This window comes from Pseudoalteromonas sp. NC201 (genome assembly GCF_002850255.1).
GTDB lineage: Bacteria > Pseudomonadota > Gammaproteobacteria > Enterobacterales > Alteromonadaceae > Pseudoalteromonas.
This window is the reverse complement of the sequence record NZ_CP022523.1, coordinates 692,576-717,915: the sequence shown is the minus strand read 5'-3', so window position 1 is coordinate 717,915 and position 25,340 is coordinate 692,576. Positions and strand designations below refer to the sequence as shown.

Annotated in this window: 18 protein-coding genes and 2 pseudogenes; 8 read left to right on the top strand and 12 right to left on the bottom strand. The window is 43.8% G+C overall.

What is annotated here, in order from left to right:
• Positions 1–294: 294 nt before the first annotated feature.
• A pseudogene (locus PNC201_RS20995) lies at positions 295–453 on the bottom strand (ACP phosphodiesterase); the annotation flags it as partial.
• Between the two features lie 11 nt (positions 454–464).
• On the bottom strand, positions 465–821 hold the full coding sequence (locus tag PNC201_RS20990; protein WP_017217773.1) for a winged helix-turn-helix transcriptional regulator: 357 nt from the start codon (positions 819–821) through the stop codon (positions 465–467).
• Positions 822–964: 143 nt separating this feature from the next.
• Here PNC201_RS20990 and PNC201_RS20985 point away from each other — a divergent pair, with 143 nt between their 5' ends.
• The 5 genes from PNC201_RS20985 to PNC201_RS20965 all read left to right on the top strand — a co-directional run bounded on the left by PNC201_RS20985 (position 965) and on the right by PNC201_RS20965 (position 4,673).
• Positions 965–1,561, top strand: a complete 597-nt coding sequence (locus tag PNC201_RS20985) for an NAD(P)H-dependent oxidoreductase (protein ID WP_017217774.1) — start codon at positions 965–967, stop codon at positions 1,559–1,561.
• Positions 1,562–1,570: 9 nt separating this feature from the next.
• A complete protein-coding gene (locus PNC201_RS20980; RefSeq protein ID WP_102058309.1) occupies positions 1,571–2,113 on the top strand; it encodes a peroxiredoxin-like family protein in 543 nt (180 codons plus the stop codon).
• 8 nt (positions 2,114–2,121) lie between these two features.
• On the top strand, positions 2,122–2,484 hold the full coding sequence (locus PNC201_RS20975) for a cupin domain-containing protein (RefSeq protein WP_102058308.1): 363 nt from the start codon (positions 2,122–2,124) through the stop codon (positions 2,482–2,484).
• Positions 2,485–3,489: 1,005 nt separating this feature from the next.
• Positions 3,490–3,678 (top strand): hypothetical protein, encoded by a 189-nt coding sequence (locus PNC201_RS23335; RefSeq protein WP_158299150.1) that lies wholly within the window; start codon positions 3,490–3,492, stop codon positions 3,676–3,678.
• Positions 3,679–3,752: 74 nt separating this feature from the next.
• Positions 3,753–4,673 carry a hypothetical protein gene (locus tag PNC201_RS20965; protein WP_102058306.1) on the top strand — a complete coding sequence of 307 codons (921 nt, stop codon included), beginning with the start codon at positions 3,753–3,755 and terminating at the stop codon, positions 4,671–4,673.
• A 275-nt stretch (positions 4,674–4,948) separates the two neighbouring features.
• Here PNC201_RS20965 and PNC201_RS20960 read toward each other — a convergent pair whose 3' ends face one another.
• From PNC201_RS20960 to PNC201_RS20930, 7 genes are all read right to left on the bottom strand, one after another.
• The gene (locus PNC201_RS20960; RefSeq protein WP_102058305.1) at positions 4,949–5,464 is read right to left on the bottom strand and encodes a hypothetical protein; all 516 of its coding nucleotides are present in this window, start codon (positions 5,462–5,464) and stop codon (positions 4,949–4,951) included.
• A gap of 109 nt (positions 5,465–5,573) precedes the next feature.
• Complete coding sequence (locus PNC201_RS20955; RefSeq protein WP_102058304.1) at positions 5,574–8,246, bottom strand: TonB-dependent receptor; 2,673 nt, start codon at positions 8,244–8,246, stop codon at positions 5,574–5,576.
• Positions 8,247–8,320: 74 nt separating this feature from the next.
• On the bottom strand, positions 8,321–9,364 hold the full coding sequence (locus tag PNC201_RS20950; protein ID WP_102058303.1) for a FecR family protein: 1,044 nt from the start codon (positions 9,362–9,364) through the stop codon (positions 8,321–8,323).
• Positions 9,365–9,387: 23 nt separating this feature from the next.
• Positions 9,388–9,963: an RNA polymerase sigma factor gene (locus PNC201_RS20945; RefSeq protein WP_010375741.1), complete on the bottom strand. Its 576-nt coding sequence runs from the start codon at positions 9,961–9,963 to the stop codon at positions 9,388–9,390.
• An 87-nt stretch (positions 9,964–10,050) separates the two neighbouring features.
• Positions 10,051–12,795, bottom strand: coding sequence for a family 20 glycosylhydrolase (locus PNC201_RS20940; RefSeq protein ID WP_102058302.1), 2,745 nt, complete (start codon positions 12,793–12,795; stop codon positions 10,051–10,053).
• Between the two features lie 142 nt (positions 12,796–12,937).
• Positions 12,938–15,223: a beta-N-acetylhexosaminidase gene (locus PNC201_RS20935; RefSeq protein WP_102058301.1), complete on the bottom strand. Its 2,286-nt coding sequence runs from the start codon at positions 15,221–15,223 to the stop codon at positions 12,938–12,940.
• 86 nt (positions 15,224–15,309) lie between these two features.
• The gene (locus PNC201_RS20930) at positions 15,310–17,832 is read right to left on the bottom strand and encodes a TonB-dependent receptor domain-containing protein (RefSeq protein ID WP_102058300.1); all 2,523 of its coding nucleotides are present in this window, start codon (positions 17,830–17,832) and stop codon (positions 15,310–15,312) included.
• A 728-nt stretch (positions 17,833–18,560) separates the two neighbouring features.
• On the opposite strand from PNC201_RS20930, the gene PNC201_RS20920 reads away from it, so the two are divergent.
• The gene (locus PNC201_RS20920; protein ID WP_233525261.1) at positions 18,561–19,199 is read left to right on the top strand and encodes a hypothetical protein; all 639 of its coding nucleotides are present in this window, start codon (positions 18,561–18,563) and stop codon (positions 19,197–19,199) included.
• Positions 19,200–19,320: 121 nt separating this feature from the next.
• On the opposite strand, the gene PNC201_RS20915 is transcribed toward PNC201_RS20920, so the two are convergent.
• The 3 genes and pseudogenes from PNC201_RS20915 to PNC201_RS23745 all read right to left on the bottom strand — a co-directional run.
• Positions 19,321–21,546 (bottom strand): sensor domain-containing protein, encoded by a 2,226-nt coding sequence (locus PNC201_RS20915; protein WP_233525260.1) that lies wholly within the window; start codon positions 21,544–21,546, stop codon positions 19,321–19,323.
• 348 nt (positions 21,547–21,894) lie between these two features.
• Positions 21,895–22,239, bottom strand: coding sequence for a VOC family protein (locus PNC201_RS20910; protein WP_010603872.1), 345 nt, complete (start codon positions 22,237–22,239; stop codon positions 21,895–21,897).
• 34 nt (positions 22,240–22,273) lie between these two features.
• Positions 22,274–22,437: pseudogene (locus PNC201_RS23745) on the bottom strand (GTP cyclohydrolase FolE2); the annotation flags it as partial.
• Positions 22,438–22,721: 284 nt separating this feature from the next.
• Here PNC201_RS23745 and PNC201_RS20900 point away from each other — a divergent pair.
• Positions 22,722–24,518 (top strand): glycoside hydrolase family 3 protein, encoded by a 1,797-nt coding sequence (locus PNC201_RS20900; protein ID WP_102058296.1) that lies wholly within the window; start codon positions 22,722–22,724, stop codon positions 24,516–24,518.
• 12 nt (positions 24,519–24,530) lie between these two features.
• Positions 24,531–25,331, top strand: coding sequence for a D-glutamate cyclase family protein (locus tag PNC201_RS20895; RefSeq protein WP_102058295.1), 801 nt, complete (start codon positions 24,531–24,533; stop codon positions 25,329–25,331).
• Positions 25,332–25,340 lie beyond the last annotated feature (9 nt).

Below are 25,340 nucleotides of genomic sequence, written 5' to 3'. Positions count from 1 at the left end.
TGAACAAAAGGTCAAACCTACCTAGTTAAACCCGTTATAGGCAAGGCATTCAATGCCGCGTGGGTGTATTCTACTTTTTGGGTGGCTAGGTTCGAAACTCATTAGGGGCGCTGAAAGTCAGTTAAGCCCGAATATATGTCAGAGCAGCACCTTATTTAGGGTGACTCAAAGTGACTGTTTATCAATACATACAAATAGTAAATGAGAGATAAATAAAAGAAGCAACAAGGCTGTTAAAACAACCTTGTTGGATGAGTATTACTTGACAGCAGCTGAGCGTCCATATATGTCAGTTATTTTTGTATGGTTATCTATAAATTTATCGACTAGATAATGATTATCCAATGCCTTTTTCACTGTGAGTGGCAAGTTTTTTACATGCCTTGTTCCGCCAAAATCGCCAAGCAGATTTCCAAAATAAGAATCTGCATTGGGCTGTGCTAAATAATTCAAAGTAGCTACTGTTAAATTTGATGGGACTCTGACCAGATCCTGAGTTCATCTAAAATACTCAGTGCGGTTTTGCCAAAATCGGTTAATTCATAAGTTACAGCGACAGGTCTGTCACTTATCACTTTTCTACGAACCATCCCTTCACTTTCTAGTTCCTTTAGGCGTTGGTCGACCATTTTTTTGCTGGCACCGCCAAGCATACGGGTTAAGTCATTAAACCTTACAGGTTCATCTTTAAGGTGATAAATAATGGAACCTTTCCACTTTCCGCCAATTAAACGCATGCCTTTTTCGATAGCACAGGGTTCAGTGCATGCATTTAAAACTTTTTTTCTACCTTTACTGTCTGTTTTTACGACACTTTCCATCAGTTTTCCTAAAAAACAACTAGGTTACTAAAAGTATACTAATTGATAACTTAAATCAGGTTACTAAAATATACCACACATTGATTGAGTAGGAGAGTGTCTCTCTTACTTATTTTTGCTGAAATTTAGTTTGGAGTTGTTTTATGAGCACTACTGATCTTAAAAACGTATTAATTATTAATGCCCACCAATATTACCCATTCTCTGAAGGTAAGCTAAATGCAGCCTTGATTGATAAGGCAATAACCATGCTGGAAGATAAAGGTTATAACACGCGCGTAGTAACAATGAGTGACGGGTACGATGTGGAGGAGCAATTAGCACTTCATCAATGGGCAGACATTGTATTTTTGCAAACACCAAGCAATTGGATGGGCGTGTCTTGGTCATTCAAAAAGTATATGGATGAAGTATACACAGCAGGCATGGGAGGAGCTTTATGTGTTGGCGACGGTCGCACAGCAGAATCACCAAAGAAAAACTATGGTAAGGGCGGCACGTTAACCAACACCAAATACATGATGTCTCTCACCTTTAATGCGCCGGAAGAAGCCTTTAATGATCCAGAAGAATTCTTCGATGGGAAATCAATCGACGATTTAATGTTCCCTATGCACATGAACTTCAAGTTCTTTGGAATGAAGCCAATGGAAACATTTGCGTGCTTTGATGTGATGAAAAACGCAGATGTTGAAAACGACTTCAAACGTTTCGAAACGCACATTAACAAGCATTTTTAAGGAACAGTCATGAGCATTGATTATACCAATAAGCTTCATGCAGGTTCAGACTTTCCTGCAATTGAAACCAAACTTCTAAGTGGTGATATTAAAAAGTTGTCTACGCTTGAAAATGGTTTGGATTGGAAGATGGTTGTTGTTTACCGAGGGCAGCATTGCCCACTTTGTACTCGCTACTTAAACCAGTTAGAAAGTGCGAAAGACCAACTCGCTCAAACAGGCGTAGATTTGATAGCCGTTTCTGGTGACAGTAAAGAACAACTCGAAAGTCATATGGAAAGACTTAATGTGACTTTCCCTATCGCATACGGTCTTACTGTTGAACAAATGCAAGAACTTGGGTTGTTTATATCAGCTCCAAGATCGCCTGAAGAAACTGATCATCCATTTGCTGAGCCGGGGCTATTTGTTGTCAATAATGAAGGAAAAGTTCACGTAGTAGATATTTCAAACAACCCGTTTGTAAGACCTGAACTTCAGTCATTGATTAGTGGCTTAGGTTGGATACGAAATCCTGCAAACAACTACCCTATTCGTGGTATGCATAAATAGGAATTCCTATGAAAAAGGTTGTATTTACTGCTGTTACTTCAGTCCTATTGTTTGGAAATGCGTTTGCACAAGACACGAAGGTCGAGGCTGCACACATTGCATCTCCAAACCAATATCAACTACTGCTAGAGAACGAAGAGGTTACTGTACTTAAAATGACACTCAAACCAGGGGAACAGGATAACTGGCATAAACACAATGCTGAGACTGTTTACTTCGAAAAAGGTGGCAAGGCGACGATAACAACGAATGAAAAAGACATAACCTTGGAGATCCCGGATGGCTACGTGATGTGGCATGACCAATGGGAACATCAAGTTAAAAATGTTGGTGATACAACAATCACCGCAATTATCGTGGAGAAGAAATAATCATGTCAAAGACACAAATCAACATTGATATCGTTTCTGATGTGGTTTGTCCTTAGCGTGTAATTGGCTATGGTCGCTTAAAAGCAAATCGCTGACACCCACCACTAATTACTATAGTGATGGGGGTCACTTATTTTCTCTTGCTCCCGATAAGGGGGAGGAGTCCATACATCTCCCACAAAGCTATCCGCACAGCTAATTAGGAGGCTATGCTGATAGTTTTTGTAACCCTTGCAAACAGCTTCATCGTAAAAATCGTAGAAGATCTTACAAGCAACTTATTCCCCCTCCATCACACCCGAAAAGCATAAGCTGATATGCAATGTGCCGACAGGATGTCGGCCAAGTCTTGTCTGGCATCATGGACGTGCCTTACAAGACGGTTGCACTATATCGGCTTAGGATTTGAGGATTAAGTGTGATGCTGGGGCTACGTTTTCTTGGTTCGTTCTTTTTCGTCGTTTAAAAAGAATGAACGAGGAGCGCATGGATGCGCTTTGATACGTACCATGGAAGGTGATTTTTCCAAAAGACTCGAGACGATGAGTTAAGTCAGCCCGTCCTCCTGACTGGTTTCGACGCCCATCCATGGGCTACGACATACTTTTCTTTGATGCCCAAAGAACAAGTATGCAAAAGAAAGGGCACTCCCGACATCACACTGACTCCTCAAGCAAATTTGCTGCTGTTGAGAAAAAACTTGGGCAAATCGCTGACACCCACCACTAATTATTATAGTGATGGGTATCACTTATTTTCCTGCTTATGGATTAGGGCTAAAAGTGTATTTTAAACTGGATTAATAAATGACACGGTCTTACGTTGTATGTAAGACATTGCCCATAGATATGGGTGGGTATCCATTGTAATATAGTTTCCATAGGAAACTATATTACAATGGAGTCGAGGATAGTTGACAGCAGGTCAATTGTGACCTTGACTATAGATGGAGAGGCGTTAAAATGCGCCACCCAGTTGATTTTAACTGGTTATAGGAGGTTGGGTATGGGTGAGATTATACAATCCATTAAGCAGTTTCTAGCACCAGGGATTGATGAGAGTAAGAACGCTGAAATACACGTCCTTTCACGAAGAGATGGGTCTTTTCACGTTGATGAAAAATCGTTCCGAGAGAGTGATGTTGTTAAGCAGCAAATAAGATCGCTAAGAAAGGCTGAAAAAGAGCGGGCTTAATTAGCTCGTTCTTGATATTGACCAAAAAGGGAGCATGAAGCTCCCTTTTTGGTTCTTAAAGTGCAAGGATTTCTATGATAAAACCCACTATTTTATTAGTACTACTAGTTACCATTATCGGCTACGTATTTTGCATCCGCTGTCATTTAACGAACCCAAAGTTCTGTAAATCTGATGGTTATCATACATTTTTGAACTCCGCTGTATGGGGGGCTATTTTTATGATATCGGCAACTATCATTTTATACTTTTTGGATTGCTTTCAGAATCAAGGTGGACTACTTACACATGGGATTATGAGCATTGTTAGAGAAGCTTTCCCCCAAGTCTATTTTCCACTCTATGGTGTCAATTTAGCGCAAATTGCTTTAGTAGCATTAGTTTTGTCTTTTTTCATTCCATCTTTACTCATGTTTTGTGCAACCAGATTAACAGGAGAGTCTCGTCAATATGTTCGTGCCTTGGCTTTCAGAAAAATAGCTCACACAGACGACTCTCCAGAGTTTACTTCTATTTTTTACCAGAGTTGGGACTTTGGCCTACCAATTGCCTTTACGTTATCAAATGGCAAAGTATACATAGGTTACGCTTTCACAGGAGGTACGCACTTAAACGATATTATGGTTCTACCATTTCGTAGTGGTTACAGAAGTAAAGAAGAGAACCGACTTGAAATCGTCACAAACTACGAACCTGTATGGGACGAACTAGAACACGAGTTCACGGAATTAGAGAATGAATTCACAGAAGAGTTTGATGAACTAGAGGGGGAATTAGAGGGCGAGCTAGAGGATAAATTAGATAATGATTATGAGCCTGTGAACTTAAACAAGTTTTTAATCAGCATACCAGTTCGCGAGATAATACATGCAAACCTGCACGACTTTGATTACAAGGATAAGTTCAGTAAATATGAAGTATCACGGAAAGAAGATAAGGATGAAAAAATGAATGCTGTTATTGCTGCGATGAAAAAGATGCTTAAACTAAACTAATTGATAGACGCAGGTGACTTAGAAACGTTTCGAAACGCCTTTAATGCTCATATCACCTACAACAACACCCAATGGCTAGCACTTGAACATGCAAAAATGCCTCAGAGGGCTTCTGAGGCGTTTTTTTAGTTTTCGGTAAAATAGTGTGTACTAGCTCAGACTTGACCTGACGGTTATCCGTTTTTCAATCGGTGACTGTCAGCCTAGATTTGGGCTAAACTCTTTTCAACATTATTAAAATTAAACCCACTATCGCCTTGAGTTATTGCAAACCACTACACCTCACTCAAATACTGGATCATCCGTCCTGAGCGTTTCTCTTCTTTAAAGTCACAACTGGTTAAACGATATTGAACGAAGTTATCTGTTAAGCAGCGGGTGTCGTGGATATCGCCGGGTAGAAACACTCGGCAATCGCCGGCTTTGAGCGTGTCTGTTCCTCGAGATACAAGGTGGGTTTCACCGCTTGCGGTGGTGATGGGTTTGTAAGTTGTCATTTCCATTTCGCCAGATTGCACGGCATAAAATACCCAACCTGCGCCGTGATCATGGGGCGGGCGGTACGTGCCCTTTTCTTCGGCATGGACTAGCAGCATAAAACCATATTCAGGGTCTTGGTAGAGTGTTTTTGATGCCAGTCTTTCACGCATAATGCTCGCAAGCCAAGGCTCGTGCGGTGGAGACTGAGTAAGTTCGCTTAACAATTCACGTACAGTTACTGTGGTGCTTGAATTTAGCCCGCTCCAGCTGGCTTTAATGTCATTGACGATTTTATCTAAGCTATTTTGCATTGCCTCTGCCTCTTATCGTTTGGTCACTGTCATTCGGTTAAGAGGAGCATACAACTTCAAGTTCACTTTAAGTCAAGGAATAGAATTGCTCGAATAATAGCGGTGTCGCTTAAAACTGATAACTTAACGAAAGTTTGATGGTGCGACCAAAAATGGGTCTAGCGTAAAAGATGGCCTCTTGGTGGCTTAAATCATCCCTAGGATTGCCCTCAGTTAGCCCCAAAGCATTGGTGAGGTTTTTAACCTCAAGCTGTGCGCTGAGCTGTTCATTAATTGCCAACTCGGTAAATAAGTCCCATGTTTGATAGGCCGGTAAGGCAAACCGATTGGCGATATCCGAATAGCGCTTACCAACATACGACCAGGTGATAGCCGCGGTAATAGGTCCAGCTTTGTATTCCGGCGTCAGTCGTAGTTGTAACTCCGGCGTTCGCGTTATTTGATTGCCATTAAATTCGCTTTGTGGCAATTGCTTAGGAATGCCGTAAAACCCAGCGTCTTGCCACACACCTATCGCTCTAAACTGCAAGGCCGGACTATATTGATAGTCAAATTCGAACTCCAACCCTCGTGTTTGGGTATTGATTGAAACGGCTTGTTGAGTCGTAGCCGCACCGCGATACACCGTGAGCGGGAGCGGATCAAATTTGGTCTCAAATAACGCGCCACTAAACTGCCAATCAGCGGTTTGATAACGTAGTCCAACTTCACCTAACGCCAAGCGAATAGGTTGGCCAAAGTCTTGTTGTACGCGCTCCTCTTCACTTTTAGCCCACCCGCGGCCATTGCCGTAATTAATGAGCCGTGGCATTTCAAAGGCGTCGGAATAACGTGCAAATATCGCCATAGCGTCGCCGATTTGGTAATTTGCGCCAATACTGAGCGCATTTTGCGTAAAGGAATCACGTAAAGTGGTAGCCGGGAGGTAGTGAGAATAAGTGGCTTTTGATGAGTCGGTGTACGACTTTACCCCTTCAAGTAGCGTGCTGGTGAGATTCAGATGTTCATTACGAAGTGCCAAATCAACTCTAAGGTTTTCAGTGAGCTGCCAGTCAATATTGGCATACAGCGAATGTGATTGAGACAAGCCGCTACCGCTTAAATAAACGGGACCGGCGTAAGATAAAAAACCTTGCTCGGTAAAATTGGCAATCACATTTTCTTGCCCATCAACCAGTACGATGTCCAGCCGTTCTGGTTGATGCTTTACATCCGTTAGTAACGCGCCAAGCCATTTATCTAGTGGTAACTCGTCGAAATCACTTCGAGCGTAAATATGGCCGAGGGTCAGTGACCACTGCGCGTCGAGATAGTCCACACTAAAATGATTTACCAGCTGCTGTTGCCTGTAACGTGAATATAAAGGATAACTAGCGGTCACGAGACCATTACCATTAAGCGTTGCAGGGTTGGCAACTAAAGTGTTATCTGAATAACGTAAGTATCGAGGGCGCAATGCGCTATTTGCAAAGTGGCGTTTAAATTCGGTGATATCAGCGTGTTGTAATCGGCTTGTGGCGTCGACTATGGTTTGGTTGCCCAAATTCATTAAGGTATACAAATCATTGTTTAGGCTTGAAAATCGCGTACGATTGCTCAGGTTAACGTGTTCAAAAAGCGGCGTATTAAATAGTAAAGTGTAGCTATTTAGGCGTGTTTGCTGAGCGTCTTCTAGGTCACGCTGCACGCGTCCTTCTGGAGTGAAGAAGGTGAGCGACCTGAGATCGTCGCTCAGTAGGGTTCCATCGTCATAAGGCAGGCTCGCCAGCTCTCGAATTTCGCCGCTATTTTGCATCACTAAAGGCGCGTAAAAACTGGTTTTATCGTTTAAATGTTTATAGCTAAAATCAAGCTCAAATGCATCGGTTAACCAGCTCATGCGCGCACTCACTTGGCCGCCTAAGTCGCTTTGATAACCCGGCTCCCGAATACCATCGGAAGTACGATAAAACCCGCCTACCGTATAAAACCATTCATCATTCAACGCTCCGCTAAATACGCCATCAAAACGAGTGTAGTCATAGCTCAATCCCTGACTCACTTTCACTAAATTAAAAGGATTTTCTGAGCCTCGCCTGCCGATATAGTTCACCATTGCCGCAGGCCCGTTCACGGTAAAAATACCGCTACTGCCGCCCCGCACCGCTTCAATGGCTTGATGGGTTAAGTCTGGACGTAAAAAAAAGTCCCCCCAAATACCGTCATAGGTCACGGGTAAACCATCTTCCATCAGGCTAATAAATCTAAACCCTTCGCCGCCTCTAAGTCCCCTTGGCGCAACATTATTGTTAGTTTCGCCACCCGAGTCTTCAACCCAAAAGCCGGTGATATTTTTAAGCGCTTCTGCACTGGAATACGGTGTTTGTTTTTCAAGTTGTAGGCTTGCGAGCTGAGTGATTGAAATAGACGAGTTTAAAATGCTACGGTTTTTGCCGCTTACACCCGTTACGATAATGCGCTCAAAGTGTTGTGCAGACTCAAGTTTTTTAGGAGTCACAAAAATACGCTGCTGCTCTGGGTCTAGGGAAAAGTCGTAGGCGGCTTGTTGAAAACTGGTGAGCAAGACTTGTTCGAGGGTGTAGCGGCCAGTTATCTGCTCAACGCTAATGTTATCTGGAATTTCGGCTGCACTTAACTGCCAACCACTTTGCGCAGCAATATCGAGTAAACGCTGCTGCAAAGTCGCTTTAGGCAAGTTAAATTGATGATCCGTGGTAGCAAATGCAACGCCACCAAACCATATTAACCACGCTAACAGCGGGATTAATAGCTTGAATAACATAGTTTAAATCAATGTATTTATTATTGTATAAACTTTGTACCACTTATGTTGTGACTTTGCTATGACACTTTTAGCTAATTTGCGATTAGGGTGTATTCCTCGCCTTTTTGCATCACGGTGATCGGATAAATTTTTTCTAAACTGTTGATCCAATCGCCTATTTCAGTGGTTAAAAAGGTGCCGTTGTAGGTCAGTTTTGCTAGGCGTTGATCGCTTAACTTCACTTTGATTTCGCTATATCGCGACACATCATTAAGCACATTGCCTAATTCTGCGTTTTGATACACTAAGTAGCCTTTTTGCCACGCCATGGTCAACGCTTCACCCTGGGCTTTACTGCGGGTAACTTCGCCTTGCTGTGTGACTTCTACCGCTTGCCCTTGGGTCAATTTGATCGCTTGTTGCTGAGTCACAGCCACACGGCCCTCAAGCACATCGACTCTAATTGAAGCCGGATTGGCGCGAACATTAAACACTGTGCCTAGCGCCTCAACTTGGTTGTTTTGGTAGCGCACGATAAACGGTCTCTGCTTGTCTTTACTCACGCTAAACAGCGCCTCACCTTGATACAACAGCAGTTCTCTTGAAGTGTTGCTGTAGCGAACAGCTAATTGGCTATTGGCCCCTAAATCAACCTGACTATTATCATCAAGGGTAATGGTGCGATGCTCATTGACCTTAGTTTGAAAGAACTCGCTGTACACTGTATCGACAGGGGCTGGCTTCGCACTGGCAACAGGTGCTTGCTGTAGTGGCTGCTCTGGTGCCATAAAAGTCACCAAACTAACCAGCAGCAAAGTCGCGGCAATCGCAAGATACCAAGGCTGAGCGCGGCGTTTGGACTGTGGCTTAATGTCAGTTGCAGCCGTGGCGTTTTGTGCATCCAGCTGTGCAAGCTGCTGAGTAACATAGTCATCGTCAAGTTGGGCTGAAAGCGTCCAAAGCTCCAACATGTTGTTGAACACATCACTGTGTAGCGGATTTTCAGCTAGCCAAGCGTTTAGCGGCTGTGGATAGTGAGTGCTGTCATGAGGTGAGATCTGCTGCTCGTCTAAGACTAATAACCAATCAGCGGCTTGTTCTTCAATTATTGCTAAATCGTCAGATAATGGAGTCATGTTTATATCCTTAACACTCATGATCAAAGCTCATGCTGTAACTGCTGGTAGCAATGACGAACTGCACGTAATACATATTTTCTTACCATACTTGGGGATATCTGTAAGGTCAAAGCTATCTCCTCATAGCTTTGACCTCGTATTTTATACAATAAAAAAGCCAGCCTACATTTGTCGGGTAAGCTTGCGAGAGACTTTTCCATTTCTTTAAGTAGCTCTTGGTTGTGGTGGTTTTGTTCAGGGTTAGCACTTGCGTAAGGTTGTGGCATTTGATCGCTATCGTGCTCACGGTCATCAAACGGGCTACGCGCTTTACGCCGCAGCTTATCAATGGCCAAATTGGTTGCAATTTTATACAAGTACGCGGCGATATAGTTGCTGACATTATCCTGCTCAAGTCCAAGCAATTTTACAAACGCCTCTTGGGCAACGTCTTCCGCCTCACGTTTGTCTAACCCTTTGCCCATAATGTGGCGGATCAGCTTTTGCTGTTGTTTTAAAAACAACTCCTCTACCTGTTGACGACGTGCAAGGTCGTCGTTTGCAGCTACCGTAGTGGTATCGACTGCTTTACGCTTAAAAGATAATAACGGTGGCATGAATACGCATCCTACTCTTCCATTTGTGTTAGCGTGCAGCGAACCCATAAATTAATAGGTTCGCTGGCGTTGCTTAAACCAATTTGCTTAATTAACCGTTGCGACTCGGCTTACCTTGCCCGAATCACTCACCGTTCTGAGTTGTACTTTAGATGACGCGGTCAATGTCACAGGCCCTTCATAGCGATGCCATGTTACGCCTTGGTCAATCGAATACTCCGTAGCCATGCCAACAAACCGGGTATTGACGATTAACTTACCACCTTCAATCGCGCCTCCAGGTAATGGAATACGATAATTTACCCCGACCTGCTGTGGTATTTGAGCATTAATATCGACCACTTGGTAATAGTCCAATAGTGGTAGAGCGTATTGTCCTAAAGTGTTGGTAAAGGTGTGCCAAGCCTCGGTAGTCGCTGTGCCTTGCTCTGGCATATCTTGCACCCATGCACGCTCAGCGGCCCCCAGTAATTTCGGGAAAGTCATATAATCAAGAATTTCTGGTGACTTTTGGTTTTCGCCAAAAAGTTGCGCCTGAATACCTTGAACATTTTGTTTACCCGCTTCGCTCAGTAACACCCATTTCGGGTCCCACGGTACTGGGTTGCCCAGCTTGTCATGCTCGGCGTTAGCGTAGATATTAAACGGACGATATTCAAACGCCTTTTTGGTATCTGTGTAACCTGCCCAGTGATAGCCAATTTCATCAGGATGTTTGTTATACGCAAGGTCAAGATACAAGTTTGTCGCATGGGCCAGCACGACTTTATGACCTTGGTTCGCAAACTTGTAGGCCTGATGTTCATTGCCCCAACCCCACACGTTATTCCAAAACACGGGGAATATCTCACCGTAACTTACATTACCCGTACCATTGTGCGATAACACATCGCCCCAAGTTGCCATATCAAAACCATGCTGATTGACTATCTGTTTCCAGCGTAAAAAGAAGTAGTCAAACAACTCTGCATCGGTTTTGCCCGCCGTAGCTGGGTTTTGATCGACCGCTGGAGATTGCGCCCACCATTCATTCGGACCTAAATGTGGCAGCTCGTCACCACCGCCATGCAGCCGAGTCAATGTTGCATCGGGCACGGCATCATAAATGGCGCGTGTTTCTTTCACCACATGGTTGAGGAAAGTAAAGGTGCTCTCAAGTGCTGGGTTCACAAAGTTGTCGGTATAAAATTGTGGGGTGTAATACTGCGACTGGTCGAGCGGATCAATCAATCTAAAACGGTTTGCTTCAACTGGGTCGCTATCTTTGTATTTGTTGTAGCGATATTCCATCGCTTTGATTGCCGCGCGCGCATGGGCTGGAAAGTCATATTCGATGATCACATCAATATGACGGTCAGCGGCATACTGAAGAATTTCTTTAAAATCATTCACCGTGTAGTAGCCCCAGCCTTTACCGAGAAAGTTTTGCTGAGCAATTTCAAAGCCCTGATAACTAGGCGCGGTGCCTAAGTTTGCTGCGGTTTCATCCGTGGGCTTATTTTCAATCCCATCTCCTGGTGCAAAACCATTGGCAGCTCCCATAAAAGTATGCAGCATCGTGCTTTCGCTCAGGTCATATCCCCGCTTTGCCCCAAACTCGGTGAGTTCAGGAATACCCGGTATTTCTAGTCGCCAACCTTCATCGTTGGCAAGGTTAATTTCAAATTTGTTTAACTTGTAAAATGCCATCAAGTCCAACAACTTAAATACCGCTTCTTTGCTTTGGAAATTACGCGACACATCCAGCATCATGCCTCGATATTCAAACCGTGGTGCATCCAAAATGGTGCTCGCGGGTAGTACGGCATTGTCGGACAAAGTGGCTGAGTTTTTAGCCGTTTTATACACAGCGGTGGGGATCATCTGACGAAGTGTTTGAATACCATAAAACACCCCTTGGGCGTCACTTCCGGTAATGGTGATCCCCGAGAATGCATCGACCTCAAGCTTATAACCACTTGAGTCCGGCTGATTGTCTTGATTGGTATCGAGATTTGGGTCTAGCTGCAACTTGATAAGGTTTGGGCTATTTTGCACAGTGCTATTAATCGCAAATGTGCCGCTCAGAATATCGCGTAGCGCAGTTTGTAAGAAAGTGGCTTCTTTCGCCAATGAAGCTGGCGCTGAAATACTGGTTAATTGGCTCATCAAAGTTAAGAATTCATCATTCGGTGTGACCACTGAATGGGGCTGAGGAACCAAGCGATTTTTTAGCGGCAATGTCATGTGCGTCGCGCTGTTTTCGGCGAATCGGATGGCGGACGTTTGCACCGGCATATTATCGTTAACCGCTTGCTTTGTTTGTTTTGGATCGCTTGGGTTCATCATCACGTCCACCAGCACAGCTTGAGGCGCTTGATTATTGTAGCTAATGTGAAAACCCGACGGTGAGTCGTTTTTCAGCATTTGCCAATACTGTGCAACGATTTCAATAGTACGAGATTCACCCGGTTGAATGGGGGCAAAACCCGCTGTGGGCTTAAGTACAAAGTAATCACCACTTTTTGCGTCATCGGCATTTTCTAAACTTAGATTCTGTGCGGCGATATGCTGGCGCGCATACTGACCATTTGGATCTGAGTCTGGTAGTACGCTTGCAGGCGGCCTTACCGAGCTAAAATAAAGCGCCCAGCCAGACTCACCCAATGGCTCAAAACCATTATTAGTAATCGTCAGACTGCCAAGAAAGATATTCTCTCCAATGCCATGATCCACGACTTGCCAGCGTAATGCTAAGTTATCAGGATGAGGATGTGCGACGCTATAGTGGCTCGCAGTCAACAAGGCTAAGCCTGACAGTGAGGCAGTAATTATCTGTTTTTTTGCAAACATGTTGGCTCCTAAAATATTGTTATTGTTCGGATAGAGCGCGTACTGCTGCCACTCTATCTATGTAAACGTTTGAGCCGAGGAAGTTGGGAATGGAATCATAAATAATGCCCTAATTACGTATTTAGTATTAGGGCTGGTGTGATTAATATACCGCTATTTCATCGATATACAGGGGAAGTTTGGGGATTTGAATATCGTCAGATTGCTTACTATTAATGGCCACCACCTTTAAAAAGCGCACACTTACAGGAGCAAACGACAACACCGACATGGGCCCACGCGGATTATTAACCTCAGCTAACGTTTGCCACTGCTGTTTATCACTTGAACCCAACACTTGAATATGTGTTGGCGGGTGCAGTTGTCTATGTCGCCCGCTGTCAAAGCCCAGCTTAACCTGCTGCACTTGCGTTGACGCATCTAAGTCAATAACCGCCTCAAGATCGGTATCGTAAAAAATCGCATAATCATCAACGCTGTAAAATTGATCATAAGCAAATTGACCATCCTGCAGCTTAGTCGCAGAGCCTTCGGCAGCTAACGAGGCAAGCGTTATTTCTTTTCCAAGTGCTAAATGAGGTGAAAGCGTTAAACGCGCATCGCCTACCAATTGCCCCAAATCGCTTACATAACTGCGGGCACGAAGCTGCGTTTCGTCAGTTATCACTAGTGGCTTTTGATATTGCTGCGATTGCAGCGTTGGCTCGCTGCCGTCTAAGGTATAGTAAATAGCCGTGTCGGCAATTTCAGAGGTAATGGTGGCGACGAGCTGCTGCCCATTAATCTCGCTTGAAATAATAGGCTTATGGCTACTATAAGCGGTATTGAGGTGCATCTGCTGGTAGCGTTTTAAAAGCGCGGGTAACCGATATTGGCTGTAATCAGACCACGACTTTTGTGTTTTATCCGACCACAATGTTTCGGCCAGCGCACTCAAGCGCGGAAACAGCATATACTCGGCATGACGAGGTGTTTTTATATATTCAGTCCAAAGTGCCCCTTGCGCACCAATAATAAAGGCTTGTTGCTCAGCAGTTAAGTGGCTGGGCTGTGGCTCATATTGATAAACGTTTTTTAGACTTGAAAGCCCGTGGATGGCTTTGGGCTCGTCAAGATTGCGCGATTGATAGGCATCAAAATAAATATATTGATAAGGACTCATGATCACCTGATGGCCCATTTTTGCAGCTTGAATACCTCCTTCCGTGCCCCGCCAAGACATGATCACGGCGTCATCCGCCACCCCTCCTTCTAATATTTCATCCCAACCAATCACCGTTTTACCAAGATTTTGGACGATTTTAGCGACCCGTTTAATAAAATAGCTTTGCACCTGCTCAGGTGTGGTTAACTGATGCTGTTGCATCAACTTTTTCACCTCGGGGCTTTCTAACCACTGCTTTTTTATCACCTCATCACCACCAATGTGGATATATTGGCTCGGAAATAGCTCGGCAACCTCTTTGTATACAACAGCAAGAAACGCAAACACGTCTTCACGGGGACATAGCACATCTTCAAAAATCCCAAACTGCGGCTGCACCTTTACTGTGCGCTGGTGGCAAGATAACTCGGGATATGCGGCAAGCATCGCACTGCTATGCCCCGGAATATCGATTTCAGGGATCACTTCAATATGTCGCGCCTGCGCGTACTCAACCACTTCCTTAATTTGCGCCTTGGTATAAAAGCCCGATACCGTTTTATTATCAAACAATGATTGATAATCATAGGTATGGCCAACCACTGTATGAGGCCGTGTTGCCCCAATCTCGGTTAGTTTAGGGTACGCCTCAATGGCAATTCGCCAGCCTTGATCATCGGTTAGGTGCCACTGGAAGACATTGAATTTATGCATCGCCAGCCAATCGATATAACGCTTCACGAACGCCACATCGAAAAAGTGCCGACTTACATCTAAATGCATGCCACGGTATGAGAATCTGGGCTGATCTTTTATTTCTACCGCAGGTATTGCCCAATTTGCCTGATTGATGGGCATACGCGACTCTATCTCAGCAGGGAGTAATTGTCGCAGTGACTGCATCCCCCAAAATAATCCGGTCGCAGTATTCGCTTGTATTTCAACCCCTTCAGGTGTAACGCTCAGCGCATATCCCTCTTGAGATAGCGGTGCATCGACAATCTTAAAGGCAATACTATTTTTAGTTGTGCTATCAGCCTGAGACACTGGCAACTGATAGCCCGTAGGCGAGCGCAAAAAGGTCGCTAATTGCTGCGCAACGCTTTGAGCTTGCTGCTGGTTAAAGGTAATTTTACTGTCATGGGTAAGGTTAAAGTGACCATTACCAACACTAGCACTCAGTGGTTTTGGGGTGATTTGTAGCGCTGCACAAAGTGGTGTGAGCAACAAAGAAAACAGTAATAAACTGCTTTGCAAAAATGTATAAAAGACACTCTGGTTCATAAATAACTTCCTGAGAAAAGCCCGCTTTTAGCGGGCTTGAGTGAACTAATGAGCACTGGGCAGTGTGCAAATTAGCAAGGGAAATACTAGAAATTAAGCGTCAGCGAGGCGCTGATGGTGCGCCCTAAGATCGGCCGAGCATAGTAATAGTCGTATCCTGCTTGAACATCGTTAATGGCCCGCGGGTTTCCTTCGGTTAACCCGAGCTCATCACTAATATTTGTCGCTTTCACATGCAGCGCAACCGCGTCGGTAAACCGATAATTCACCCCCATATCGATTGTGGTGTAGGCAGGGAGCTCAAACTTATTCTCCCCATCTGAGTAACGCTCCCCTAAATGGTGAATAGTTAAATAGATATCACCATCGTCAAAGTAGTAGGTTGGCGTTAACCTAAGCTGCACTTTGGGTGTGCGCTTCACTTGCTTGCCTTCCCAATGTGCAAATGCTCCGGTAAATCCTTCCATTTTTGGGTCTTGCAACACGCCAGTCAGCTCAAGCTGTAAATTGTCATGCGCCTGCCACACTGTTTCAAACTCAAGACCATCGGTGACAGTGTCTATCGTTTGATTCGCCACTTCACCATCGCTGCCGGTAAAATTACGTTCCACTAAGTCATTAAATTTAGTTCTAAACAAGGTCAGTGATGCACCAATTGAATCACCAGCATAGCGAGCACCCAACTCGCTAAAGGTTAGATTAACGCTGTCATTAAAGTCGGCATCAACCCCTGAGTGAATATTCTGACCGAAGCTCATTAACCTTGGCATTTCGAAGGCGTCGGCATAACGACCAAATACTGACACATCATCCGAGAAGGTATAATTGAATCCCACCGTCCATGCGGTTTCGGTTTCGCTACGAGTTTTTGACAGGAATTTGTTTGACGGCATATCGACGTAATTGTTGGCAAGATTGTTATCTATGTCATTACCAGCGCTGTCAAAAGCGCCCGCAACAGGCTGTGCAAATGTGGTTGCGGAGGCGGTGCTATCTAGCTCCAACCACTCAATCCGTACACCACCGTCAATACGAAGGTTATCGGTTGCTTGATATTGTTCATTAATAAATAAAGAGTTGGAAGTACTGGTACCAAAAGCGGTTGCCTGACCCCAACCAGGAGCATAACCTGTTGAGCCATGGTCGGTTAGTTGACCAACCACTTGCTGATTGCTGTTAACCGCAACAATATCGAGTAATCGAGCATTGTCTTTTACTTCCGTTAAAAACTGCGATTCCCATTTATCAACTGGCAAGGAATCCGCATCTACATAGGCAAATAACCACCCGATGGTCAGCGTGTGCTGATCACCTTCATAGGTGAAATTGAGCTTATTAACAAACTGCTCAGCATCGTAGCGCGAATAAAGCGGGTAGCTTGTGGTGACTAAGCCGTTTCCGTTTAAATTGCTAACATCTGTCAGTATTTCACCACTATCGACGTATCGGTACCGTGCGGCAACGGCGCCATCACTGGCAAACTGGTCCAGCATATTTTGCACATCTTGCTGCCCAAGTCGGGTATTGGCATTGACGAGCGTCGAGTTATCGAAGTTAAGCAAAATATACATGTCGTTTTCAAACTGTGAGTAACGGCCAGCTGTATTGAGTAGCCAACGGTCGCTTAACTCCCAATCTAAGTGATAGCCTATGGTACTAAACTTGGTATGCTGCCCATCTTTAAGGTCTCGTGTTTTATAGCTGCCATCAGGCTGTAAATAGTGTAAAAAGCGCTGACCATTACCAATTAAGGTGCCATACTGTGGGTCGACACCAGCAATGCCTTTAGGGTCACTTTGATCTCTAAGCGGAATAGGCACAAAGAAAGTGGTATGGTCATTGAGGTGTTTGGCAGACAGCGTGAGTTGGCCTTTGTCAAACTCACGTACTAAATTGAGTCGAAGTTGGCCGCCGTGATCTGCGGTAAACTCTGTGTCTCTCACGCCATCAGAACGACGATAAGAGCCACCTATCGACATTTTCCAGTTGTCACTAATGGGCGTACCATAAAAGAACTCGCCGCGATACATGCCGTAATCGGCAGCGGTTAAGCGGATCGTTGCTTCTTCAATGTCATCCGGTTTACGGGTAATAAAGTTTACTAACGCCGCAGGGCCATTGGTGGTTAGTAGACCTGAGGTGCCCCCACGAACCGCTTCCATATGTTCAATCGTAATATCTTGACGCTGATAAAAATCAACCCAAACGCCGTCGTACACCACAGGTAGCCCGTCTTCTTCAACGCCGATGTAACGGAAGCCTTCACCGCCACGTAGTCCTCTAGGCGCAACATTATTGTTGGTTTCACCACCTGAATCTTCAACCCAAAAGCCTGGCACGCTTTCCAGTAGATCCGCCGTACCTAGCGGTGCTTCTCGCGCCAACTGCTCAGCGTTTAATGTGGTCACTGAGACCGATGATTCCAATTTAGTCTGGCCGCGCCCACCGCTGCCAGTCACGACAATTCGCTCAAGGTCGAGTAGTTTCTTTTTTTCTGTAGTTTCTTGCGTCTCTTTCGCTTGTGCAACCGCAGTGTGCGAACCCAATAACGCGCCACTGATAGCAAGCGCAATAAGATGTTTGTTATAACGAGATGTATTATTGCTCATGGTATTCCCTTCATTCTTGTTGTTGGCAGAGCAAGTGAGTGAAGCTCTGTAAATCTATAAACGAACGAAGGGAAAGTTTTAGGAATATTTTTTTAGCTAAATTGATTTACCAAATGTTAGTGCGTACTTAAACATTTCTGTACCCAAATTATTTTTGGTTTAAGGTTTGGCGCTTAGTCTATTTAAATATTTTTAAAAATATAAAATTAGTGAAGTAACCTTTTGATACTAATAGATAAAAAATGATATCGCCAAAAATTATTGCTTCACTCTAAAAAATTACTGTAGCCTACCATTTGACAATTGCAATTTATAGAACTATACCCGATAAACTCATAAGGATAGAAAAACTCCTTGATGAGCTGTCCCACGCGTGCATATAAGCAAGGTAAAAGATTTTCCATAACATGCAGATTTCAGTGGGGGTTTAACCCGAAATTTTGTACAATTTACGATAAGGAATTCTTTTATGAAAGTATTATTCACCTTAACTATATTAGTATTCAGTGCCTGTGCATTGGCAACTCACACTACAAACGAGCCCTCCGTTCAAGCTAAAGCTGAACTAGATAGTTTACTAATTAAAAATAACCAACCAGCTAGTTTAAACTTGTTGTCATCTAGCAGAACTCCTCCTTCATGTGACTGGAGTGAGTGTGTTGATAATTGTGATGAAGCCCGAAAAGATTGCCTAAAAGGTAGCAATTCTTCTAATTGCGGTCCTATTTATGAGCGTTGTAAAAAACGCTGTAACAAGCGCTGTAAATAGGGGCTGGAATTATAAAATGATCTATATAGGATATGGTATATTTGCTCTAGTACTGGGGTATTTTATTGGAGCTTCAAATACCCCAGTCGTTGCTTCCTTCTTTGCTATTGCCGCAGCTTTATTAGGGACTATTTTTGGAGTTATTAAGATTGAGGTTAATTCACCTAATCAGAAAAAACTTAACTTGCTGGGCATATTAATTTCAATATTTTCAACATCATTACTCATCGGCGCAATCATTGGGGAAAAATATAGAAACTATGAAACACCAATAAAACAGAAAATAGTTCCATGGGAGGGAAGACAGGCTCCTTCTAATACATATGAAGCGCTCGACTGGATAATAACAGCTAAGAAGCTCTCAGCACTTGGTTATAATACAAGTCAGATAGCAGAGTTATATGAAATTAGATTAGTTGAGAAAGCAAGGTTAGAAAGAATCATTGCTCAAGAAAAAGAAAATAGAAATGATTATTATCCATCTGAAAATACAGTTATATATAACCAATCAAATCCATTTCACACCATGCTTCCAGATAATTTAACAGCACCGAAAAAATCCCCTGCAAGAGGCCCTGCTAGTGAGACAGACAATTAAACCTACTTTGTCTTCGCATCAGAATCTACATGTTCCAATCCAGAAATTAAGCGGTGTTATGCATTTAGCAGATGATGCACTCGGGGCTTGAATTTGCGTACCATTAAAGAAACCGTTAAATTTAGTTTTGACCTAATCTGCGCCGTTCTATACTCATATGGGTACTGAGAATCGGGGTGATCTCTGACTCTGGGGCAGGAGCAAAAAGGTGGTTGCCTTGAATAAGGTGACAGCCATTGAGATTAAGAGACTTAGCTTGCAACGCGGTCTCAACACCTACCGCTACACATTCTACATCCAAGCTCTTTGCCATCTGTACAATCAATTTTGCAATATCATTTTGTGAGGCAACCGATTGAGGGGTCGCAAGGAAAGCCGGTGGAATTTTAATGGTTTCAAACGTAAGTTTTTGCAAGTACAGCATGCTGGTATGCCCAACACCAAAATGATCAATTGAGATCCGCATACCAGTTTGCTCTAATTCCGCCATCACTTCCGGTGCTTTATCAAGTAGCTCTATCAGGTCAACTTCTTTGATTTCTATTTCAATTTGCCGAGATGGCAACTGATGTTGCGCAGCCTGCTCCATAAAGTTTTTTATTACAGTTTTATTGGTGAGTTCAGCAAGCGAAAAATTAAAGCTAACCACGAGATTATCGTACTCGTAAAACCATGTTTTCATCGCCTTGAAAGCTTGTGTTCTGAGCTGTTGCCCAATTTCTACCATCAGATCGCCATCACATGCCGCTTCAAAAAAGTCTTCAGGTACCAACAATTGTTCATCTTGCTGCCACCTTGCGAGCACTTCAAGTTTTTTAATCTTGCGGGTATGCGCATCGACAATAGGCTGGTAATAAGGAATAAACTCTCGATTATCTAACCCCTGAATGATCCGACTTTCTTGCACTAAGCGCTGCTCCGACTCGTGATCTAGGCGTGCGTTATAAAATTGAAACTCCGTTTGTGTGGCTTTTTTAGCTCGATACATTGCGGTATCAGCATGCTTTAACAAAGCTTCCGTGTTGTCACCATCATCAGGGTAAATTGCAACGCCAGCACTCACCGTGGCTTTTAGACTAACTTGGCGCAAACAATATTGTCCATTAACGCTACTCAATACTTTACTCACCACCTTACGTACATATTTTTTATCTTGGATCCCGTCAATGAGTAACACAAATTCATCGCCCCCCATTCTGGCAACGGTGTCACATCCTCGAATTTGCTGAGTTAATCGGCTCGCAATTTCTTTGAGTAATAAGTCGCCATAATCATGCCCCAGTGAGTCGTTGATTTTTTTGAATTTGTTGACGTCAATAAATACCAAAGCAAATTGGTGACTCATGCGCTTGGCTCGTTTACAAGCCTGCACTAAACGGTCATGCAGCAATAAGCGATTGGGTAGCCCAGTTAATGCATCGTGATGAGCAAGGTGATTCATTTTTTTCGCCATCAATCTCGACTCTGTCACATCTTGAAAGACCATTACAGTGCCAAGGTAGCTGCCATCTTTAGCTATAATAGGAGAGAAGGAATCTTGGATAGCAAAGGTAAGACCAAGATGATTGGTGATGGAAGTGAGTTCAGGTAAACAAATGGTATGGCCTTGCTTTAGGCAAAGTTCAGGGAATTTATTGACTGAAGCTTTGGTTTCTTCGTGATACATAGACATCACATCATCAAATCGCCGCCCGACCACTTCTTCATTTAACATCGCGAGAATGGCTTCTGTGACAGGGTTAATATAAGTGATCACGCCATTTACGTCTGTACAGATCACGCCATCACCAATAGAGCTCAGCGTCACTTCGAGCAATTCCTTTTCTTCTTCTAGTGCTTGAGCGAGGCGGTTTTCTCTGTTGCTAGTATTAAAATAACAGAGATACCCTGTAACGGTATCCGCGACTTTAATTGGTAAAGTAACAGGACTAATAACTTTGCCACTGTGTTTAGTCGTGCAATTACCATAACTTTGCATAACAAGCGCTTCGAACATGCTTGTTGCACCACTCTTCCCCTCACTATGGATGTTACCGCTCACAGCGATTAAATTTTCAAGTTTTAACCCTATTACTGTGCTGCCAACACCCAGTATGGATTGCATTTGGTCATTGGCTTGTAGAATAACGCCATCGCTGTCTAACACCGCTTGTGGCACGGTAGAGTCATCATCAACCATAATTTTTTTAGTATCTTGAGCTTGCCACCAAAGCAGTGCTACAAACAAAAAAACTAAAGCGATGATGATGATAAAAGTCACTGGTGACAGTAAGAATAAGCCCAATTTATCGGCCATAAGCATGGTTAAGGAGAGTAAAATACCAACAACTAAGAATATCCGTCTCATTGCCTAATCAAACCTAAGTATGGTGATGATGCGTTTAGCGGTGTTTTGTACAATTATTGCCCTTACTATCGGCACTTCTACGCTGAATCTAAACTCGTTAGATAAGTCTATCGGCTGATTACGCAGTAAGTAGGTATCAAACACAAAAAGATGCTTGCATCAGTGTTTAATAACTATTGTTCACAATAGCAATGAATTCAAGTTTTTATCTGTTCTGAAAACGAAAGATTATTGCAGTAAAACCTCAGTATCTACGTGTGCTGTAAAGGGGCTTTACAGCACTTCGGCTGGTTATTTAAGCTGAGGTTTGAATAAGGTATGTGTTAACTAATTATTTTTAAGCTCAGATTATTTAGACCACACCGCAAATTCATTGCCGCTCGGCTCAATAAAGTGAAAGCGACGACCGCCAGGAAATTCAAATATAGCCTTGCTTATCTCTCCGCCCGCTTGCTCTACTTTGCTTTGCACGGCTTCCAATTCATCGCTGTACAACACTACGAGCGCTCCACCTTGCGCTTGTTTAGAAGACACATCGGCTCGGAAAAAGCCGCCATCAAGGCCTGAATTTGCAAACGCAATATAATCTGGCCCGTAAGATTCAAATTGCCAATCAAACACCTGCTCGAAGAAAGCTTGTGTTGCTACTAAGTCTTTTGCTGCTAATTCTACATAGTTTATATGGTTGTTCATTTTTTATTCCTTTTAAAATCTGTGCTTCATTTATGCTGTTATCGCCTAGGGCCTGTTGACCTTTGCTGTTTGATTTTTGTTCTCCTGAGTGTGTTTTGGTCGCGACGCTCGACTTTTGCCTAGTAATCTAGGCAAAAGTTGAGCAACAATGAACAAAGCGCACTCAGGTGAACCCAAAGGGCAGCGCTTGATTAGCATTTCTTCTGTGTTGCCCCACAAGGATGTGGGGTAAGGTGACTTTGCAGGAGCACAAAGTCTTTATCGCCTGACTCACATAGAATAACTATGCTACGCAGGCTCTACCTTGTACAAATTCCAATCAAACTGCTGCAAAAACAAACTTGAAAGAGCAACAGGCCCTAATAGAAAGCATTTTGTAGTCGCTTCTAAATCAATGTTAAAGTGTAGGCAATTTTATTCAGCGTTTATTATTGATTGTGCGATTATTATCTCTGCTCACTACTTTAGGAACTATCACATTCATGAGTTTCATCACTTCAGCTCACGCAACAGCAGCACAAGTGCCACTGACCACTTCGCAAATGCTTGGACAAAAGCTTATGCTCGATTTCCGCTATTACTGCGGTGAAAGCAAAAGGCCAAGTGGAGATTGTAGAGCAGCGATGACAACTTTACCGCCTGAGCTGTCCGAATTAATTAGTAAATATGACATCGGTGGCGCTATTTTGTTCGCCGAAAATGTGCAAAACACCGCGCAAATCGTCAGTCTAACCAATGCTTTGCAAAGTGCGGCACAACAAAGTAAAAGTCAACTTCCTTTATTTATTGCCATAGATCAAGAAGGTGGCCGTGTTGCGCGAATAAATCGTGAACAAGCAACGTCGTTTACCGGCAATATGAGTATTGGAGCAACCTATCCAAAACAGGGTGATACTTACGCAACCAAAGTGGCAAGCGCAATTGGAAAGGAGCTAAATAGCTTAGGGATCAACGTAAACTTCGCCCCAACGGTAGATGTGAACAGCAACCCGAACAACCCGGTGATCAATGTGCGTTCATTCTCGGAAAATCCAAAAGTGGTCGCCAAATTAGGTCTTGCTCAGGTAAAAGCATTTGAGGCCGCAGGCGTTCTCTCTGCGCTAAAGCATTTTCCTGGCCACGGTGATACACATGTTGATAGCCACACGGGACTACCTCGTGTTGATCACGACCGCGACAAAATTAACCAGCAAGATTTATTGCCCTTTGCCGAGATAATCAAAGCATCGCCTCCTGGCATGATAATGACTGCCCATATTCAATATCCGGCGCTCGACAACAGTAAAGTTGTTAACTCTCAAGGTGAGAGCATGATAAGGCCTGCGACTATGTCTTATCAGATCATGACACAACTACTGAGACACGAGTTGGGATACCAAGGCGTGACCGTCACCGATGCGCTAGATATGGCTGGGATCAGCGACTTTTTTAACCCAGTCGATGCGACAATTGAAACGTTTAATGCCGGCGTGGATATCGCGCTAATGCCTATTGCTATTCGCAATCGTGCAGACATCAAACGCTTTGAGCAATATATGGCTCAGCTAGGCGAAGCACTGGATACCAATAAACTAAACCAAGCACAACTTAGCAGTTCTATGGCCCGTATCGCTAAGCTCAAGACAAAGCTGCCGCAATCGAGCGCTTCTTTGGCCATTGCCAATTCAACACTGGGTAATCCAAGCCATCGTCGCTTAGAAGCAGAGCTTGCACTAGCGGCTATCACCGAAGTAAAAAATGATGGTGTATTGCCGCTCAGAGATAACGCACAAGTTGTTCACCTTATCATGCCTGACAGACAAAAATGTTTTGCACTGGAGCAAGCGTTACAAACATACAGCAAAAACTCGCTCACACTTTCTTGTACAAGCCTACAAGCCTACGACCCAAACATTGCACATGATGCAATTAAACAGGCCGACGTGATAATCGCCGCACATGCATCACCACCGCAAAGTGCGGTAGAAATTGGCGGCATGGACGATGTAAAAAAGTTACGAGAGCATGGGGTGGCGCGTAATGTACAACCTGAGGCGCTGAAAGCATTACTGCAATACGGTCAGAAACTGGGTAAAAAGCAGCTATTTATCAGCCTAAGAGCACCATACGAAATTAGTACCTTTGGCCCTCTTAGTAACGCAGTATTAGCAAGTTATGCTTATAATGTAGACGTAAATCATGATAAAAAAGTAGCTGGGCCTGCCTACACGGCGCTGGCCAAAGTGATTTTAGGAATAGCGAATGCGGAAGGTTCACTGCCTGTTACAGTAAACCACTAATTGGAGGAATCTATGGATCCCAGTGCTTCTTTAAGTGCACCACATGCAATAAGAAAATTGATCAAGGATGGTGATTATACGGGCCCTACTAAAGGGTTCGTGCCTGGGTTCACACAATGTAATGTGATTATTTTGCCACAAAGCGAAGCATATTCATTCTTTCGCTTTTGTGAGAGTAATCAATCTGTTTGCAAGCTAATTATTCCGCCCAGCGAGCCGGGTAATTTTAACTTTGACACTTTGGGGAAAGATATAGACATTCGCTACCACCTCCCCAAGTATCAGATTTTAGAGCATGGCCAGCTCGCCCAAGAATGCCATAATATAGAAGAGCACTGGCGCGACGATTTAGTTACCTTTGCTTTTGCCAGTTATCTTTCTTTTGATAACTTACTCGCGCAGTATGGAATAAACCCGCCATCGGCGAATCCAACCACGCCTTTACCACTCTACATCAGTAATCTGCCTTGCAACTCTGTGGATAAGTACGAGGCGAATCAAATATTGGCGATGCGCCCATTAACCAAGCAAAATCTTATTAGTACCATTCAAGCGGCAACGCTGAGCCGACTTCCCTATGCGTTGCCACTTCATTTTGGTGAACCTAATGAGGTCGGGATCAAAGATCTGAGCAAGCCTAATTTTGGCGAGCCATTGATTTGTAAAGAGGGGCAGCTTCCGGTTTTTTGGGGTTCTAGCCTGACAGCTCAGTTAGCCATAGCAAAAGCGGCACCTGAGTTTTGTATTATGAATAGTCCACACCATTTATTGGTGACAGATAGACAAGATTTAGAGCTTGCAGTAACGAAGTAGGAAATAAGC

What these genes read in the sequence shown, in the direction of transcription:
- PNC201_RS20990 (WP_017217773.1), bottom strand. Translation starts at nt 821, where the DNA reads ATGGAAAGTGTCGTAAAAACAGACAGTAAAGGTAGAAAAAAAGTTTTA.
- PNC201_RS20960 (WP_102058305.1), bottom strand. Translation starts at nt 5,464, where the DNA reads ATGCAAAATAGCTTAGATAAAATCGTCAATGACATTAAAGCCAGCTGG.
- PNC201_RS20930 (WP_102058300.1), bottom strand. Translation starts at nt 17,832, where the DNA reads ATGAGCAATAATACATCTCGTTATAACAAACATCTTATTGCGCTTGCT.
- PNC201_RS20955 (WP_102058304.1), bottom strand. Translation starts at nt 8,246, where the DNA reads ATGTTATTCAAGCTATTAATCCCGCTGTTAGCGTGGTTAATATGGTTT.
- PNC201_RS20915 (WP_233525260.1), bottom strand. Translation starts at nt 21,546, where the DNA reads ATGAGACGGATATTCTTAGTTGTTGGTATTTTACTCTCCTTAACCATG.
- PNC201_RS23335 (WP_158299150.1), top strand. Translation starts at nt 3,490, where the DNA reads ATGGGTGAGATTATACAATCCATTAAGCAGTTTCTAGCACCAGGGATT.
- PNC201_RS20975 (WP_102058308.1), top strand. Translation starts at nt 2,122, where the DNA reads ATGAAAAAGGTTGTATTTACTGCTGTTACTTCAGTCCTATTGTTTGGA.
- PNC201_RS20900 (WP_102058296.1), top strand. Translation starts at nt 22,722, where the DNA reads ATGAGTTTCATCACTTCAGCTCACGCAACAGCAGCACAAGTGCCACTG.
- PNC201_RS20945 (WP_010375741.1), bottom strand. Translation starts at nt 9,963, where the DNA reads ATGCCACCGTTATTATCTTTTAAGCGTAAAGCAGTCGATACCACTACG.
- PNC201_RS20920 (WP_233525261.1), top strand. Translation starts at nt 18,561, where the DNA reads ATGAGCGTTGTAAAAAACGCTGTAACAAGCGCTGTAAATAGGGGCTGG.
- PNC201_RS20950 (WP_102058303.1), bottom strand. Translation starts at nt 9,364, where the DNA reads ATGACTCCATTATCTGACGATTTAGCAATAATTGAAGAACAAGCCGCT.
- PNC201_RS20985 (WP_017217774.1), top strand. Translation starts at nt 965, where the DNA reads ATGAGCACTACTGATCTTAAAAACGTATTAATTATTAATGCCCACCAA.
- PNC201_RS20895 (WP_102058295.1), top strand. Translation starts at nt 24,531, where the DNA reads ATGGATCCCAGTGCTTCTTTAAGTGCACCACATGCAATAAGAAAATTG.
- PNC201_RS20980 (WP_102058309.1), top strand. Translation starts at nt 1,571, where the DNA reads ATGAGCATTGATTATACCAATAAGCTTCATGCAGGTTCAGACTTTCCT.
- PNC201_RS20935 (WP_102058301.1), bottom strand. Translation starts at nt 15,223, where the DNA reads ATGAACCAGAGTGTCTTTTATACATTTTTGCAAAGCAGTTTATTACTG.
- PNC201_RS20965 (WP_102058306.1), top strand. Translation starts at nt 3,753, where the DNA reads ATGATAAAACCCACTATTTTATTAGTACTACTAGTTACCATTATCGGC.
- PNC201_RS20910 (WP_010603872.1), bottom strand. Translation starts at nt 22,239, where the DNA reads ATGAACAACCATATAAACTATGTAGAATTAGCAGCAAAAGACTTAGTA.
- PNC201_RS20940 (WP_102058302.1), bottom strand. Translation starts at nt 12,795, where the DNA reads ATGTTTGCAAAAAAACAGATAATTACTGCCTCACTGTCAGGCTTAGCC.